Genomic DNA, 14,874 nt, shown 5'->3' on the forward strand with positions numbered 1-14,874 from the left:
GGTGTCGGTGCGGGGCCGTCGCTGGAGTCGGCCCCGCGCCTTCGTCATTCCCCGGCGAGGAACGCGTAGGCGGTGGCGATGAACGGGTCTCGGGCGCGGAACCGGCGGGTGCACACCGCGGCCAGGGCCGTGCCGGTGTCGGGCCTGAAGCCCAGGAACGCCTGCTGGCCGAGGGTGGCGCCGCTGTGGAAGTACATCGGTCCGCCGTCGGTGGGATGCCGGAACCACGCCACGGTGTGCACGTGCCGCTTCCCGAGCCCGCGCCGGAGCACCGGCACCCGTACCGCTCGCAGCGCGCCCGCGGCCGGTGAGCCGGCCGGGTCGAGGTGGGCCTCGAGGAAGGCGAGCAGGTCGTGCGGGGTGGACCGGACGGCCCCGGCCGCCTGGAAGCCGCCCGCGTCGAAGGCGGGGACGGGGGTGCGGCCGTCCTTGCGGTGACCCGTGGCGTCGGTCTCGGGGTCCTCCGCGCGCAGGGCCGTGCCGCTCAGTCCGAGCGGGCGCAGGACGTACGCGGTGAGCAGGTCCTCCCAGGCCGTGCCGGTGGCCGCGGCGACGGCGTGTCCGAGCACGGAGACTCCGTAGTTGGAGTAGTGCCAGCGGGTTCCGGGGCGGTGCCTGGGGTGGTGCCGCAAGAAGGTGCCGGTCAGCCGCTCGGCCGGGTAGCGGGCGTAGGGATTGGTGCGCCAGGCGGGCAGGGCGCGGGCGACGAAGTCGGCCGGCAGGGCGGGCAGCCCCGAGGTGTGGGTGATGAGGTGGGCGAGCGTCACGGGGTGGGGGCCGGCCGGTCGGGCGGGGTCCAGACAGGCGGCGGCCGGTTCGCCTCCGGTGAGCACGCCGTGCCGGATCAGCCGGGTCAGGAGCAGTCCGGTGAACGTCTTGGAGGCCGACCCGATCTCGTAGCGCAGGTCCTCGCGGGCAACGGTGGGAGGTGCGGCGGTACCGCCGGTGTGCAGGGTGCGCCGGCCGTGCCGGGAGACGGCGAAGACGGCGTCGGGCGCGTCGGAGGCGTCGACGGCGTCGGCGAGCCGTTCGCGCAGGGCCACCTCGTCGGCGGGCCCTGAGCGGGGGTACGGCGGCGGGGTGGTGTCCTCGTGGTCGGTGGCGGGTTCGCCCGGCCAGGGCGTGGGACGGCCCGTCATGAGCCGGTGTGCGCCAGCTCGGTGAGGGCGCGGGAGGTGGCCAGCAGGGAGGCGAAGGCGGCGACCAGCGTCGGGTGGTAGACGATGTCGAACACCGCCTCGGCGTCGCCCTCGGGCATCGTCCGTACGGCGGGCACGGCGCCGTCGGGCTGCTGCGCGGCGGCGAAGCCTCGCCAGGCGGCCTCGTCGAGGGTGGGCCGGGGCAGGCAGGCGTCGACGACGAGGAGTTCGCCGAGCAGGTCCCAGCGTTCGAGGTCGAGCCAGTCGTCGATCCAGACCGGGAGCCAGGTGGCGAGGTAGTCGGCGATGGCGGGCGGCAGGCCGTCGGGGTTCTCGCCCCAGTCGGTGAGGTGGAAGACGGTGTGGGTGACGTCGTAGGCGGTGTGGCCCTCGACCGTCCACGGTTCGGGGGTACCGGCCAGCCAGGTGGTGCCCACCAGGTCGGCCTCGGGCGGTCGGGCCGCGAGGCCGAAGCGGCGCTGGAAGGCGGACAGGCCCAGGCGCCGGGTCGGCGTCACCGGGCACCGCGTCCAGCTCTCCAGTCGGTGGTTGAGCACCGTGGCCCGCTCCACGTCGGGCTGGCTGTAGCCCAGCTCCTTGAACGGCAGGTACACCTCGAAGGGGACCGGTGAGAACGGCTCGACGCGCTGTCCGCGCACCAGCATGCGGCCGCCGTCGAGGGTTTCGCGCCAGGTGTGGTCGAGCAGTTGGCGGGCCAGTTGCGCCTGCCGGGACCCGGCGACGCCCTCGCGGAAGAGCACCTTGCAGATCAGGGCGAGTTCACCGATGGGCTTGAAGCGTTCCAGGAAGCCGATTTCGGGGTCCACGTCCGGCTCCAGCCGGAATCCGTCGCGGTGGGCCCAGAGCCACTCCAGGGCACCGACTCCGACGCGGTGGATCAGGCGGGTGTCCGTCATCCCGGCACTCCTTGCCCGGCGTGGTCCACGTCCCTCAGCCGCGCGGTGGTGAGGGCCGCCGCGAACGCGGCCATCAGGGTGGAGTGGTAGCAGTCGGTGAAGGCGTAGGGGTCCGCGCCGTCGGCGGACCCGGCGGACCCGGCGGACCCGGCGGACCCGGCGGATTCCTCCTGGATGACGCCCTCCTCGGGGATCGCGCCGGACGCGTGCCGTGCCGCCGCGACCCGCTGCCAGGCGTCCTCCAGGACGGCCGGCTCAGGCGGTCGCGGCAAGCCTGCCGCCACGGCCAGCAACTCGCAGCTCAGATCCCACATCCGGGCCTCCAGGCAGGTGTCGAGCCAGGGCGGCAGCCAGTGCAGCAGGTAGTCCGCCAGGTCCGGTGGCACCCCCCGGGGGGTCCGTCCCCAGTCGGTGAGGTGGAAGACGACGTGGGTGAGCGCGTAGCCGGCCGCGCGTTCGAAGGTCCAGGGTTCCGGCAGCCCGCCCAGCCAGGTGCGGTCCAGCGCCTGCGGCACCCGGCCGTGCGGGTTCAGGCCGCTGCGCCGCTCGGCCTCGATGACGCCGAGCCGCCGGGTGGGGCACTGCTCGGTCAGCCGCCAGCCGCGGGTCCGGGCCACCACGGCCGCGGACGCCTCGTACCCGGTGTGCCGGTGACCGGCCGAGGCGAAGGCCGCGTACACCTCCAGCGGGTACGTGGCGAAGGGCTCGAGCGACTGCATCAGCAGGAAGAGTTCGCCCCGGCGGGTCTGTTGCCAGGCGAAGTCCAGCAAGTCGCGGACGCGGATGTGCAGCGGGTCCGTCGGCGGGGTGCACGTGGCGACGGAGGCGCAGACCCGGGCCAGTTCGCCCAGTGGCTTCCAGGTGCGGTTCACCTGGCCCTCGGCCGCCAGCGCGTCCTCGCCGAGAGCGAACCGGTCGCGGTGGGCCCACACCCAGTCCAGCGCGGCCTCCTCGACCTCCCGGACGATCACAGCAGCACTCCGGCAGGCATCAGCCGCGCCGCCTCCAGTTGCAGGGCCACCCGCGGGTCGCTGCCGCCCATGAGCCGTACGAAGTCGAGTCCGGTCTCGAGGCCCAGAGTGTCCGGCACCCCGTCCAGGAGGGTGAGCCAGCGACCGGCTCCGGCCGCCTGCTGCCAGTCACGTCGGCGTACCGCCCGTACGAAGCCGCGGGCGACGTCCACCGGGCGGCGCCGGGCCGCACGGGTCACCGCGCACTCCTCTCCGGGCAGCGCCAGCGGGGCGAGTACGGCGAGCTGGTGGGTCAGGGTCTGCCAGCCCGCGTCGTCGAGCCACGCGGCGTCGGGTTCGGCGCCCGGGTCTTCGGCGAGCGGGTCGGTCAGGGGTTGGTCGAGCCGGCGCAGGGCACGGGCCATGGCCCAATGGCTCCATACGACGGCGGGGGCCGCGTCGGCGCGCGGCGGGTGGGCCACCACGGCGTCCTTGAACACGGCGAGTTGTCCGGGGTCGGGCGGAACGCGCAGGAGGACGGTGGGCAACAGCGCGTCCGCGCCCAGAACCCGTACCGCCGCACGTACGACACCTTCGCCGGCGTCACCTCCCGCCAGGGTGCCCCCCGCTCGCACGTGGTCTCCGCTCCGAAGAGCGGAGACCACGTCGGAAGCGAGGTCCAGCACCGTTCCCTGAAGAAGGGCTGACGTGCTCGACTGCTCCATCTCACTGCTCCCGTCGGTCCGTCAGCCCTTCTTCGGGCGCGGGGTCGGCGGCGAGAGCAGCAGGGTGCCACCTCCGGAGTGGAGGGCGAGCGCGGCGCACTCGCGGCTGTCGCGGAAGACTCCGTCGGGCTCGGCGGGGTCGAGAGCCGCTTCGATGTCGATGTTCTCGGTGCGGACTTCCTCGAGCACCTTGTCCTTGGAAGGCATTTCACCATCTCCCTCTGGTAGCCAAAGGCCTTCACACCACAGGTGTCCGGGAAGCCACAAAGCATTCCTCTCTTCTCAAAATTCCCAGGAGATAACTTCTTCAACATTTCCGGCCGAATCGGGCGCCCAGTGCGCGGTGCGCACCTCGCGCAGCGTCCGGACCGACCGATGGGCGGGGCTCCGGGATGTTCCTGGCGGCCGTGCCCGTCGGAAGCCGGGACCGGGGCGGCCCGTGGCGTCCCGGCACCGGAGACACCGGACGGGACCGGTACCGCAGGCTCCGGAGGAGACCGGTGCCCTCACAGCCGCCGCAGGCGCCAGACGTGGTCCTCGCGGAAGCCTTCGACGCCCTCGGGCGAGGCGCTCGGCCGGCGGACGGTCTCCTTGGTCTCGACGGTCCATTCGCCGTCCGGGAGGGCGAGTTCGGCGAGGACCCCGTCCAGGGTGGGAAAGGCGGCGTCGAAGGGCGGTTCGGTCTGCCAGGAGGGCCAGCCGGCGTGCAGGACGAGCAGCAGGGTGCCGCCGTCCGCCACGGCCCGCGCGGCGTCGCGCAGGACCGCCTGCTGGTCGAGCGCGACGGGGGACTGGAGGTAGTGGGCGCTCACCAGGTCGAACGAGCCCTCGGGAAACGACCGGCCCAGCTCGTGGCGTTCCCAGGCGACGCGGTCGCCCACCCCGGCGTCGGCCGCGTGCCCGGCGGCGCGTTCGAGAGCCGTTTCGGAGATGTCCACGCCGGTGACCCGCCAGCCGCGTGTGGCCAGCCACACGGCGTCCGCCCCCTCGCCGCAGCCGAGGTCCAGCGCGGTGCCGGGCCCGAGGTCGCCCGCCTCACGGACCAGCAGGTCGTTGGGGCGACCGCTCCAGACGCGGTCGGTGTCGCGGTAACGGGCCTCCCAGAACTCGGCTGCGGGGGCCGGGGCGGGCGTGTCGTTCATGGTGTCTCCTGGTGACGGTCGGGGTCGTCTGCCGGGCCGGGCGCGCGGCGCTCGCGCGCCCGCCCATGTGCAGGCTGCACCGGCCGCGGCGGGGCGACAAAGTTCTTTGCCGATCCGGCAACGGCGGCCGTGTTCCCCGCCCCGTCAGCGCCCTCCGCGGCCCCCGCAGTCAGCGCGCGAGGGCGCCGGGATCGGAGTCCGGGGCATCGGTGCGCACCCATACCGTCCGCTGCGGGAAGGGGATGTCGATGCCCGCCTCGTCCAAGGCCTCCTTGACCCGGCGGCGCAGCTCGCGGGTGACGCCCCACTGCTGGAGCGGCACGGTCTTGACCGCGAGGCGCACGAGCACGCCGTCGGCGTCCAGGGACTGCACGCCCCACACCGCGGGGTCCTCGAGCAGAAGGTCCTCGAACGCCGGGTCCTGGCGCAGGGCGCGGCCGGTGTCCTCCAGGACGCGGTGGACGGTGTCGAGGTTCGCGTCGTAGGCCACGGCGATGTCCAGGACGGCGCGCGCCCATTGCTGGCTGTCGTTGCGGACCCGCAGGATCTCGCCGTTGCGGATGTGCCACAGGCCGCCGTTGAGGTCGCGCACGTGCGTCAGCCGCAGGCCGACGTGCTCCACTTCACCGACGGCCTCCCCGAGGTCGACCGAGTCGCCGACGCCGTACTGGTCCTCGACCATGATGAGCAGGCCCGACAGATAGTCCGCGACCAGGCTCTGTGCGCCGAAACCGATGGCCAGGCCGACCACTCCGGCGCTGGCCAGCAGCGGTCCGAGCGCGATGCCGACCTGGTCGAGCACCATGGCCACGCCGACCATGAACAGCACGACGGTCACGGCACTGCTCAGCACCGAGCCGATCGTGCGGGCCCGCTGTTCGCGGCGTTGCCGCGCCCGGGACCGGTCGCGGTGCAGTACGGCGGCGCCCCGCCCCGGCCGTCGGGGCCGGTTGTGCTCGAACTCGCCCGCCGACGGTTCCAGTACTCGCTGGACGACCCGGGTGACGGCCCGCTTGGCCACCGCACGCAGCACCAGCAGGATGACGACGATGAGCGCGATGCGCAGCGGTATCCCGATCAAGGCCGTGGTGTGGTCGCCGATCCAGTCCGACCACGAGGCCGCCAGCTTCGCGTCCGGGTCGTGGCCGGCGGGTGGGGAGGTGTGCGACATCGGCTCAAGTGCTCCGTTCCTCGGGGGCAGGTGCCTGCCGTCGGGGCCCCCTACCCACGGACGGCTCGAACATGACGCCCGGCACACGCAGCCACGTTCGGCCATTTGCTCCTTATGTCCGACGGTTTCCTCATCTTCACCCGGTACCGGCCCATCACCGGCGCCGGCCCGGGCACCCGGAAGAGAGTCATCCACAGCGGAGGGGGACCTGCGGCGTGGTTACCGTTGCCGTCCTACTGCTGCCCGGAATGGGGCTGCTGTTGTTCACCATGACGTACCTCGAGGACCGGCTCTTCGGCGATCCGGCCCCGGCCCGGCACGCCCGGCGCCGGCACCTGCGCCTCATTCCGGGCGGCGGGGCCGGGGAGGCCTCGCCGCCCCGGGACCGGGAACCGGCCGAACACCCGGAACCGGCCGAACGATCCGGGTCATCCGGCCGGGACGCCGCCTGAGACGGGGCTCGCCGGCGTGGCTGACGGGCCGGTGCGCGGGGGCCGGCTCCGACGCTCGGGCCGCCAGGTGGCCACCAGTGCCGCGGCGAGCAGGAGTTCGGCGACGTCCCCGGCGTAGTACATGATCTCCGCACCCTGCCGGACCTGACCGACGGGCGCGTGGATGTGGACGAAGAACCCGCCGTACATCGCCTGGGCGATCAGGGCGTGGGCCGCGATCGCGACACCGAGGTACACCAGCCGGGCCGGAACGCCGGGCCGCGCGGGCGCCGGATCGGGGCCGGCCACGGCGTGGGCGAAGAGGCACCCGGAGGCCAGGAAGTGGGCGTTCATCAGCCAGTGCCCCGCCGGGTGGCTCATCGCCGTGTCGTACAGCGGGGTGAAGTACAGCAGTCCCAGGGTGCCGGTGCTCAGCACGAGTGCCACGGCGGGGTGGGTCATCAGCCGTGCGGGACGGCTGTGCAGCGCGGTGGTCACCCGGCGGGCGCCGGCCGGTGGCAGGATGCGCAGCGCCAGGGTGACCGGCGCCGCCAGCACGAGTGCCAGTGGGGCGTACATGCCGATCAGCATGTGCTGGGCCATGTGTCCGCGGAAGTCGGTGTGGGCGGCCGGGCCCAGCGGGGGCAGCAGTGCGACGGCCAGGAGCGCCAGCCCGCCGAGGAACGACGCCGAGCGCCAACCGCTCCAGCCCTGGACGGGGTTGCGGCGACGGGCCCGGCGTACGGCGAGCAGGTAGCCCGCGGCCGCGGCGAGGACGGCCGTCAGGACCAGCACGGTGGGCGCCGCCTCCAGCAGGCCGTCTCCGCTGCCGGGACTGTGCGGGTGCGCGGGACGGGCGCCGCCTTGTGCGCCGTCCATCAGGCGCGGCCTTCGGCCCGTGCGGCGCCCCGGGGGTCGTCGGGACCGAACGGCCGTCCGCCTCGCTGGAGCAGGTAACCGCCGGTCAGGAACAGGGCTCCGAGAACGAGGAAACCGGCGTCCCACCATGCCTGGTGCGGGCCGGCGTAGACGTGGTGGATGCCCAGGACGTGGTGGTCGAGAACGCCTTCGACCAGGTTGAACAGGCCCCACCCGGCCAGGACCCAGCCCCACAGCACCCGCGACGCCCACACCGCCCGCCGGTTGTGGGTGACCCGGGAGTACAGCAGGGCCAGGCCGAGCAGGACGGCGATCCAGCACACGGCGTGGAAGATGCCGTCCCACACGGTGTTCATCTCCAGCCCGGAGACGGTGTTCGGGTCGTAGTACTTCACGCCGATGCGGTCGTGGTTGGTGCTGGTCAGCATGTGGTGCCACTGGAGGAGCTGGTGGAGCAGGATGCCGTCGACGAAGCCGCCCAGCCCGACCCCGAGGACGATGCCGGGCAGCCGGATGCTGTTCGGTGCCGTCGTGGCCGCTCGGGTCTCACCCGTCGTGGTGGCCATGGCCTGTACTCCGTCCCTCGGCGACGCGCGCGGACCTACGGGACACGGTTTCCCGTTCGGCGGGCCGGTGTCACCCACTGGCCAGATCCTTCCGCCGTTTTGCGTCAGCCTCCCCGATGGCTCGCATCGTTCTTGCGGCGTAGCTACGCGGGGCTTTCGGGACGCCGGCCTCCCGGAGCCGACGGCTGAGCCTGCGCAGGCCTCGGCGGGCGTGGCTCTTCACCGTGCCGAGGGGCCATCCGGTCAGCCGGGCGACCTGTGTGTGCGTCAGATCGCCGTAGAAGGCCGGGCCGAGCACACGGCGCTGCGGTGCGGAGAGCTCGGTCGGCTCCCGGCGGACGAGCACACGGTCGTGTACGGCGTCCGGCCGGCCGGCCACGTCGTGCGGGGCCGGCGCGCGCCGGGTGCCCGCCGCCGCGACGAGGTCGGCGCGCCGGGTGCGGGCCGCCAGCGCGTCCGCGATCTTGCGCCGCGCGATGCCGACCAGCCGGCCGGCCGGTACGCCCCGCGCGGGCCCGAAGGTGTGACGGCTGGCCCCGTCACGCGGCCACGAACACGAGCCGGGTGACGTCCTCCGCCTCCCGCGCGTCGCCGCGCGCCCGCTGCGCCGGTGTGAACACGAGGCCCGCTCCACCGGTGGTGAGCGGCCGCCAGACACGCCTCCTCGCCGCGCGCGAACCCTTCGGCGAGCTCCTCGTCGGCGCTCGGGTACCCGGCCGTCGCCGGCGAGCGGGGCGGAGCCGAGGCGGGCCGCCCGGTCCACTGGGCGCTCATGATGGCTGCTGCTCCTTCACGCGTCGGCCGGGCTCCGGCTGCTCCGGCCTGGAAGGAGCGGCGGAGGGTGGGCAACTCGCAGCGAATGTGCGCCGTATGGTGTGGAGGTGTCCGGGACGGAGGGCGTGAGTGGCGGCGACGGTACGGAGCCGGGCCCGGCGGGCGACGTCGGTGTCACGACCGGCGCCCCGGCGCGACGGCTCGGCGTATCGCCCACGACGCTCAGATCGTGGGGCCACCGCTACGGGCTGGACCCGGCCGGCCGGGAAAGCGGACGGCACCGGCGCCGGCGGGCGGCGGACACAGCGGTGCTGGAGGAGATGTGCCGGCTCACCGCCACCGGGGTCCCGCCGGCCGAGGCCGCGCGCCGCGCAGACCGGGGCAGGGCACGGCCCGGCCGGAGCACTCCCCCGCCCGGGTCGCTCAGCGGCGACCGTTACGTGGGGGTGGAGCACCTGCTGTCCTGGCACGTCTCCACCGCGCTGCGCGACACGCCGTTACTCCGGCCCTGCCCCAGCCGCCGCCGGACGCGGCACCCGTCCTGCTCGCCTGTCTGCTCGACGAGCAGCACACGCTGCCGCTCGAGGCGCTCGACGCGGCGCCGCGCGAGCGGGGCGCGACGACGCGCATGCCGGCCGCCGCCGTCCCGGCGGAAGCGCTGACCACCGCCGTGCGCCGTACGGGACCGCCGTGCCGTCGTACTGTGGTCCCAGACCCGCTCCACGGCCGGTCCTCCCCTCGCCCGACACCTCGCCGACACGCGCTGGGGCGTCAGGGGCGCCCGGCGCGGCCCCGCCGTCCCGGTCGCCGGGCCGGGGCGGGGACACCGGGCGCTGCCGGGGCTGCCGCGGCCGCACGGACTGGGCGGGGCCCTGGCGATGCCGTCCCGGACGGGCACCCGCACAGCTCTCACGAGGAGATCCGTTGAACACCGATGAACGACCCGACACGGACGCGGAGTTCACGCGTTTCTGGCAGGAGCGCCGGGTCTGCTTCCTGTCGACCCAGCGTGCCGACGGGACCCCGCACCTGGTCCCGGTCGGGGTGACGTACGACCACGCCACCCGTACGGCGCGCGTCATCACGAGCGGCGGCACCTCGAAGGTGCGCAACGTCCGGCGGGCCGGGCGCCCCGTCGTCGCCGTGAGCCAGGTGGACGGCAGACGCTGGTCCACCCTGGAGGGCGTGGCGACCGTGCGGGACGACGCCGAGGCGGTCCGCGACGCGGAGGCCCGGTACGCGGCCCGCTACCGGCAGCCCCGGGCCAACCCCGAGCGGGTCGTCATCGAGATCGCCGTCCGGCGCTTCCTCGGCACGGTACGCCCCCTCGCGCCGGCCGAGGACAACAGCGCTCGCGGGTGAACCCCGCAGGGTCGACCGCGCCCGCGGGTGAACTGGCAGGGTCAGTCGCCGCTTCCCGGGCGGGAGGCGGCGGACACCGCCGCCCCGTCCGAGGACCGGCGGCCGAGGCGTCCGGGCCACCACGCCACGGCTCCGATGTCGCGGGCGAGCGCCGGAACCAGCAGTGAGCGCACGACGAGCGTGTCCAGGAGGACGCCGAAGGCCACGATGAAGGCGATCTGCACCAGGAAGGCCAGCGGGATGACCCCCAGGGCGGCGAAGGTGGCGGCGAGGACCACGCCGGCCGAGGTGATCACGCCACCGGTGGCGGTCAGACCCCGCAGGATGCCCTCCCGTACACCGTGGTCCAGCGACTCCTGCCGGACCCGGGACATGAGGAAGATGTTGTAGTCCACGCCCAGGGCGACCAGGAACACGAACCCGTACAGCGGGACGGACGCGTCGGTGCCGCTGAAGCCGAACACGTGGGTGAAGACGAGGGCCGCGACGCCCAGGGTGGCCAGGAAGTTGAGCGCCACCGTCGCCACCAGCAGCAGCGGCATCAGCAGGGAGCGCAGCAGGACGATCAGGATGACCAGGATGATGGCGAGGACCACGGGCACGATGAGCGTGCGGTCGTGTGCGGCGGTGCGCTGGGTGTCGTACTGCTGGGCGGTGTAGCCGCCGACGAGGGCGTCCGCGCCGGGTACGTCGTGGACGGCCGACCTGAGCCGGGCCACCGTACTCTTGGCGGCGTCGCTGTCCGCCGGCGCCTGGAGCGTCGCGTCGATCCGTACGCGCCCGTCGACCACCTTCGGCTCACCGCCGCCGGGGCGCCCGGGCACGGTCACCGCGGCGGCGGAGGCGACGCCGCGGGTGTCGCGGGCCGCCGCGAGGACGGGATCCAGCCGGTCGGCGTCCGCGATGATCACCGCGGGGTTGCCGGAGCCGCCCGGGAAGTGCCGCGCCAGGGTCTGCTGGGCGGCGACGGACGGAGCGTCGTTCACGAAGATCTCGTCCAGCGGCACGCCCTTGGAGGTCAGGGTCGGCGAGAAGGCGGCGCAGGCGAGCAGCGCGGCGAGGGAGATCGCCCAGATGCGCCGCGGGGCCCGGTCCACGAGTTCGGCGATGCGGTGCCACAGGCGGTGCCCGGCCTCCGGATCGCCGGACCGGACGGGCTTGGCCGGCCAGTAGGCGGCCCGGCCGAGCAGGACCAGGACGGCGGGCAGGAAGGTGAGCGTGCTCAGTACGGCGCAGACGATGCCGATGGCACCGACGGGTCCGAGCGCGCGGTTGTTGGTCAGGTCGCTGAGCAGCAGCGCCAGCAGGCCCAGGGCGACGGTCGCGGCGCTGGCGACGACGGCTCCCCAGGAGGCGCGCAGGGCGGCGCGCATGGCCCCGAAGCGGTCCGGGTGCCGGGCCAGTTCCTCGCGGTAGCGGGCGGTGAGCAGCAGCGCGTAGTCGGTGGCGGCGCCGATGACCAGGATGGAGAGGATGCCCTGGACCTGCCCGTCGACGCGTACGACGTCGCGGTCGGCGAGCGCGTAGACGATCGCGCAGGCCAGGCCGAGCGCGAAGACGGCGCCGAGGATGATGACCAGGGGCAGCAGGACGCTGCGGTAGACGAGCAGCAGGATCACCAGAACCGTGACCAGCGCGACGCCGAGCAGCAGCCCGTCGATGCCCGAGAAGGCGTCGGAGAGATCGGCCTGGGAGGCCGCCGGTCCGGCGAGTCGCGCCCGGGTGCCGGGGACCTGCCCGGCGGCTTCGCCGATGCGCTCCAGGACGTCGGGCAGGCGGTCGCCGAGGCCGGGTTCGACCTGGACGACGGCCTGGAGGGCCTCGCCGTCGTCCGAGGGCAGGGCGGGCGTCGGGGGGCCGACGATCCCGGGCTCCCCTTCGAGACCCGCGACCGACCGGGTGGCCGCCGTCCGGTGTCCGGTGGCGGTGCCGCCGTCGTCGGCGGTCCACACGACGATCACGGGGAGGGTCTCGTCCTGCTGGAAGGCCTTCTGCGCGTCGACGACCCGGGTGGACTCGGCGCTGCGGGGCAGGAAGGCGGCCTGGTCGTTGGTGGCGACCTCGCCGAGCTTTCCGGCGTACGGGCCGAGCGTCCCGCCGATGCCGAGCCAGACCAGGAGCAGAACGACGGGGACGAGCCAGCGGGCTCGTCGGGAGGGGATGGACATCGGTCTCGGGGTCTCCTGGTCTCCAGCGGCACGGAAAGTCACTCGATCACTCGATTATAAATAATCTCAATGATTGAGTTACTTCGTTCGTCGTGACACACCGGCTTCTGCCCTGACGTGTCCCCCGGATGCGCCGGGCACCGGGAATCAGCGGTCGTCCGGCCGCACGAGCCGCAGTTCCCCGTTCATCGCCGTCAGGAAGCGGACCACGACCGTCAGTTCGCTCTCGTCGAAGCGGGAGCAGGTCGCCGCGGCCGCTTCGGCGAGGGGGCGGAAGTACGTCCGGGCCGCCGCCCGGGCATCGGGCACGTAGTGCAGATGGACGACCCGGCGATCGGCGCTCTCCCGGACCCGGCGCACGTGCCCGGCACGCTCCAGCCGGTCCACGCACGCCGTCACCGCACCCGAGGTGAGCCCCAGGTGCTCGCGCAGCCGCCCCGGTGTCATGGGCTCTTGCGCGTCCAGGATCGCGGCGAGTGCCTGGACGTCGGTGGCGTGCAGTCCGTGGGTGCCGGCGAAGTCCTGCACGAGGCGGTTGATCTCGCCGTTCATCCTCCGGAGCTGCGCGGCGAGGGAGTGCAGGTCGCCCGCCTCGTCCCCGGCTGCGGTGTCCCGCTCGTGCGCGTGCTGTCCACGCTCGTTCGCTGTCGCCACGTGATCAGCGTATAGAAGGGTCAACCTCGGCTGTCACGCATCCACCTCGGCCCGCGCGGGGGAAGTGATCACCGCGACGACTTCCCGTGCGAGACGGAGCCTGCCCCATGAGCGAAGTACCCGGCCGCGTGAGCGGTGACGGCGACGGCGACCGTGCGGACGGACACGACGGGGCGGGACTGCGCTGTCTGGTCACCGGTGCCACGGGGTACATCGGCGGCCGGCTCGTGCCGGAGCTCCTCGCCGCCGGGCACCGGGTGCGGTGCCTGGCCCGCTCCCCGCACAAGTTGCGCGACCACCCCTGGGCCGGGCGGGCCGAGGTGGTACGCGGGGACGTCACGGACGCCGGCTCGCTGGCCGGGGCCATGGAGGGCATCGACGTCGCCTACTACCTGGTGCACGCGCTGGGCGGCGGCGGGGACTTCGAGGAGGCCGACCGGCGGGCGGCGCGCAATTTCGCCGAACAGGCCGCGGCGGCGGGGGTGCGGCGCATCGTCTACCTCGGCGGGCTGACACCGCCGAACGTGCCGGAGCGGGACCTGTCGCCGCACCTGCGCTCCCGCGCGGAGGTCGGGCGGGTCCTGCTGGCCTCCGGTGTGCCCACCACCGTGCTGCGCGCCGCGGTCGTCATCGGCTCCGGCTCGGCCTCCTTCGAGATGCTGCGCTACCTCACCGAGCGGCTGCCGGTGATGGTCACGCCGAGCTGGGTCCACACCCGCATCCAGCCGGTCGCCGTCCGGGACGTGCTGCGCGTCCTCGCCGGCAGCGCGCGCATGCCGGACGACGTCTCCCGCGCCTTCGACATCGGCGGACCCGACGTCCTCACCTACCGGGACATGATGGTCCGGTACGCCGCGATCGCCGAGCTGCCGCGGCGGCTGATCCTGCCGGTGCCGATGCTCACCCCCGGACTGTCCAGCCACTGGGTCGGCCTGGTCACCCCGGTGCCCGCCTCGATCGCGCGCCCGCTCACCGAGTCGCTGCGGCACGAGGTGGTGTGCCGGGAGAACGACATCGTCCGGTACGTGCCCGCCCCGCCGGGCTGTCCGCTCGGCTTCGACGACGCGGTCCGGCTGGCGCTGCGGCGCGTGCGGGACGCCCGGGTCGCCACCCGCTGGTCGTCCGCCTCCGTGCCCGGCGCGCCCAGCGACCCGCTGCCCACCGACCCCGGCTGGGCCGGCGGCAGCCTCTACACCGACCACCGCGCCCTGACCGTCGACGCCCCGCCGGACGCGCTGTGGCGGGTCGTCGAGGGCATCGGCGGCGACAACGGCTGGTACTCCTTCCCGCTCGCCTGGGCGGCACGGGGCCGGCTGGACCGGTTGGTCGGAGGGGTCGGCCTGCGTCGCGGCCGCCGGGACGCCGCCCGGCTGCGGGTCGGCGACTCGCTCGACTTCTGGCGGGTGGAGGAGATCGTCCCCGGCCGTCTGCTCCGGCTGCGCGCGGAGATGCGGCTGCCGGGACTGGCCTGGCTGGAGATGTACGCCGAGACGGACGACGCGGGCCGGACGCGGTACCGCCAGCGGGCCCTGTTCCATCCGCACGGGCTGGCGGGCCACGCCTACTGGTGGAGCGTGTGGCCCTTCCACTCCGTGGTGTTCGGCGGCATGGCCCGCAACATCGCCCGCGCCGCCGCACGGGACCCCGGGCCGTCCGGACCGGTGCACGATGACCCCGGCTCCTGAGACGGGCGCTCCGCGTCACCCCGGCCCGCCGCGGCGGAGAACGCGGGCACGGGCGCGGGCGCGGCCCGAAACGGGGCACGGACACGGGCGCGGGCGCGGCCCGGACGCGAGCACGGGCCGGACGCGGCACGGACCGGACGCGGGCACGGGCACGGGCACGGGCCGGACGCGGGCACAGACCGGACGCGAGCACGCATCGGGCACGGGCCGGACGCGGACCGGACGCGGACCGGACGCGGGCACGGGCCGGACGCGGTGCCGCGGTCCGCGAAGCCGGACACACGGCGCACGAGGCGCACGCGGCGCACTTC

Annotated in this window: 15 protein-coding genes and 1 pseudogene; 4 read left to right on the forward strand and 12 right to left on the reverse strand. The window is 74.3% G+C overall.

Going from position 1 to position 14,874, the window contains the following annotated elements:
- Positions 1-44: 44 nt before the first annotated feature.
- The 7 genes from B1H29_RS03585 to B1H29_RS03615 all read right to left on the reverse strand — a co-directional run bounded on the left by B1H29_RS03585 (position 45) and on the right by B1H29_RS03615 (position 6,044).
- On the reverse strand, positions 45-1,139 hold the full coding sequence (locus B1H29_RS03585) for a serine hydrolase domain-containing protein (RefSeq protein WP_055421147.1): 1,095 nt from the start codon (positions 1,137-1,139) through the stop codon (positions 45-47).
- Positions 1,136-2,056 (reverse strand): DUF6895 family protein, encoded by a 921-nt coding sequence (locus B1H29_RS03590; RefSeq protein ID WP_055421146.1) that lies wholly within the window; start codon positions 2,054-2,056, stop codon positions 1,136-1,138. The genes B1H29_RS03585 and B1H29_RS03590 overlap by 4 nt, the downstream gene beginning before the upstream one ends.
- Positions 2,053-3,027 (reverse strand): DUF6895 family protein, encoded by a 975-nt coding sequence (locus tag B1H29_RS03595; protein WP_055421145.1) that lies wholly within the window; start codon positions 3,025-3,027, stop codon positions 2,053-2,055. Before B1H29_RS03595 ends, B1H29_RS03590 begins: the two co-directional genes overlap by 4 nt.
- On the reverse strand, positions 3,024-3,731 hold the full coding sequence (locus B1H29_RS03600) for a hypothetical protein (protein WP_055421144.1): 708 nt from the start codon (positions 3,729-3,731) through the stop codon (positions 3,024-3,026). The genes B1H29_RS03595 and B1H29_RS03600 overlap by 4 nt, the downstream gene beginning before the upstream one ends.
- A gap of 21 nt (positions 3,732-3,752) precedes the next feature.
- Positions 3,753-3,938, reverse strand: coding sequence for a hypothetical protein (locus B1H29_RS03605; RefSeq protein WP_055421143.1), 186 nt, complete (start codon positions 3,936-3,938; stop codon positions 3,753-3,755).
- A gap of 299 nt (positions 3,939-4,237) precedes the next feature.
- A complete protein-coding gene (locus tag B1H29_RS03610; protein ID WP_055421142.1) occupies positions 4,238-4,873 on the reverse strand; it encodes a class I SAM-dependent methyltransferase in 636 nt (211 codons plus the stop codon).
- 169 nt (positions 4,874-5,042) lie between these two features.
- On the reverse strand, positions 5,043-6,044 hold the full coding sequence (locus B1H29_RS03615) for a mechanosensitive ion channel family protein (protein ID WP_055421141.1): 1,002 nt from the start codon (positions 6,042-6,044) through the stop codon (positions 5,043-5,045).
- A gap of 215 nt (positions 6,045-6,259) precedes the next feature.
- Between B1H29_RS03615 and B1H29_RS03620 the strand changes: the two genes are divergently transcribed.
- On the forward strand, positions 6,260-6,496 hold the full coding sequence (locus B1H29_RS03620) for a hypothetical protein (RefSeq protein WP_079159996.1): 237 nt from the start codon (positions 6,260-6,262) through the stop codon (positions 6,494-6,496).
- Here B1H29_RS03620 and B1H29_RS03625 read toward each other — a convergent pair.
- The 3 genes from B1H29_RS03625 to B1H29_RS03635 form a co-directional block, all read right to left on the reverse strand.
- Entirely contained in the window at positions 6,473-7,354 is an 882-nt protein-coding gene (locus B1H29_RS03625) for a cytochrome c oxidase assembly protein (RefSeq protein ID WP_079159997.1), read from the reverse strand. The genes B1H29_RS03620 and B1H29_RS03625 overlap by 24 nt on opposite strands.
- Entirely contained in the window at positions 7,354-7,920 is a 567-nt protein-coding gene (locus tag B1H29_RS03630) for a DUF2243 domain-containing protein (protein WP_055421139.1), read from the reverse strand. Before B1H29_RS03630 ends, B1H29_RS03625 begins: the two co-directional genes overlap by 1 nt.
- A 70-nt stretch (positions 7,921-7,990) precedes the next feature.
- Positions 7,991-8,683: an RNA polymerase sigma factor gene (locus B1H29_RS03635; protein WP_348273491.1), complete on the reverse strand. Its 693-nt coding sequence runs from the start codon at positions 8,681-8,683 to the stop codon at positions 7,991-7,993.
- Between the two features lie 136 nt (positions 8,684-8,819).
- On the opposite strand from B1H29_RS03635, the pseudogene B1H29_RS03640 reads away from it, so the two are divergent.
- Both B1H29_RS03640 and B1H29_RS03645 read left to right on the forward strand, forming a co-directional pair.
- A pseudogene (locus B1H29_RS03640) lies at positions 8,820-9,632 on the forward strand (MerR family transcriptional regulator).
- Positions 9,619-10,056, forward strand: a complete 438-nt coding sequence (locus tag B1H29_RS03645) for a PPOX class F420-dependent oxidoreductase (RefSeq protein ID WP_055421137.1) — start codon at positions 9,619-9,621, stop codon at positions 10,054-10,056. The pseudogene B1H29_RS03640 and the gene B1H29_RS03645 overlap by 14 nt, the downstream one beginning before the upstream one ends.
- Positions 10,057-10,097: 41 nt before the next feature.
- On the opposite strand, the gene B1H29_RS03650 is transcribed toward B1H29_RS03645, so the two are convergent.
- Both B1H29_RS03650 and B1H29_RS03655 read right to left on the reverse strand, forming a co-directional pair.
- On the reverse strand, positions 10,098-12,224 hold the full coding sequence (locus B1H29_RS03650; RefSeq protein ID WP_055421136.1) for an MMPL family transporter: 2,127 nt from the start codon (positions 12,222-12,224) through the stop codon (positions 10,098-10,100).
- Positions 12,225-12,371: 147 nt separating this feature from the next.
- Positions 12,372-12,878, reverse strand: a complete 507-nt coding sequence (locus B1H29_RS03655; RefSeq protein WP_055421135.1) for a MarR family winged helix-turn-helix transcriptional regulator — start codon at positions 12,876-12,878, stop codon at positions 12,372-12,374.
- A 107-nt stretch (positions 12,879-12,985) separates the two neighbouring features.
- On the opposite strand from B1H29_RS03655, the gene B1H29_RS03660 reads away from it, so the two are divergent.
- Positions 12,986-14,563, forward strand: a complete 1,578-nt coding sequence (locus B1H29_RS03660; RefSeq protein WP_055421134.1) for an SDR family oxidoreductase — start codon at positions 12,986-12,988, stop codon at positions 14,561-14,563.
- Positions 14,564-14,874: the final 311 nt, after the last annotated feature.

This window comes from Streptomyces pactum (assembly GCF_002005225.1).
In the GTDB taxonomy this organism is placed as follows: Bacteria; Actinomycetota; Actinomycetes; order Streptomycetales; family Streptomycetaceae; genus Streptomyces; species Streptomyces pactum_A.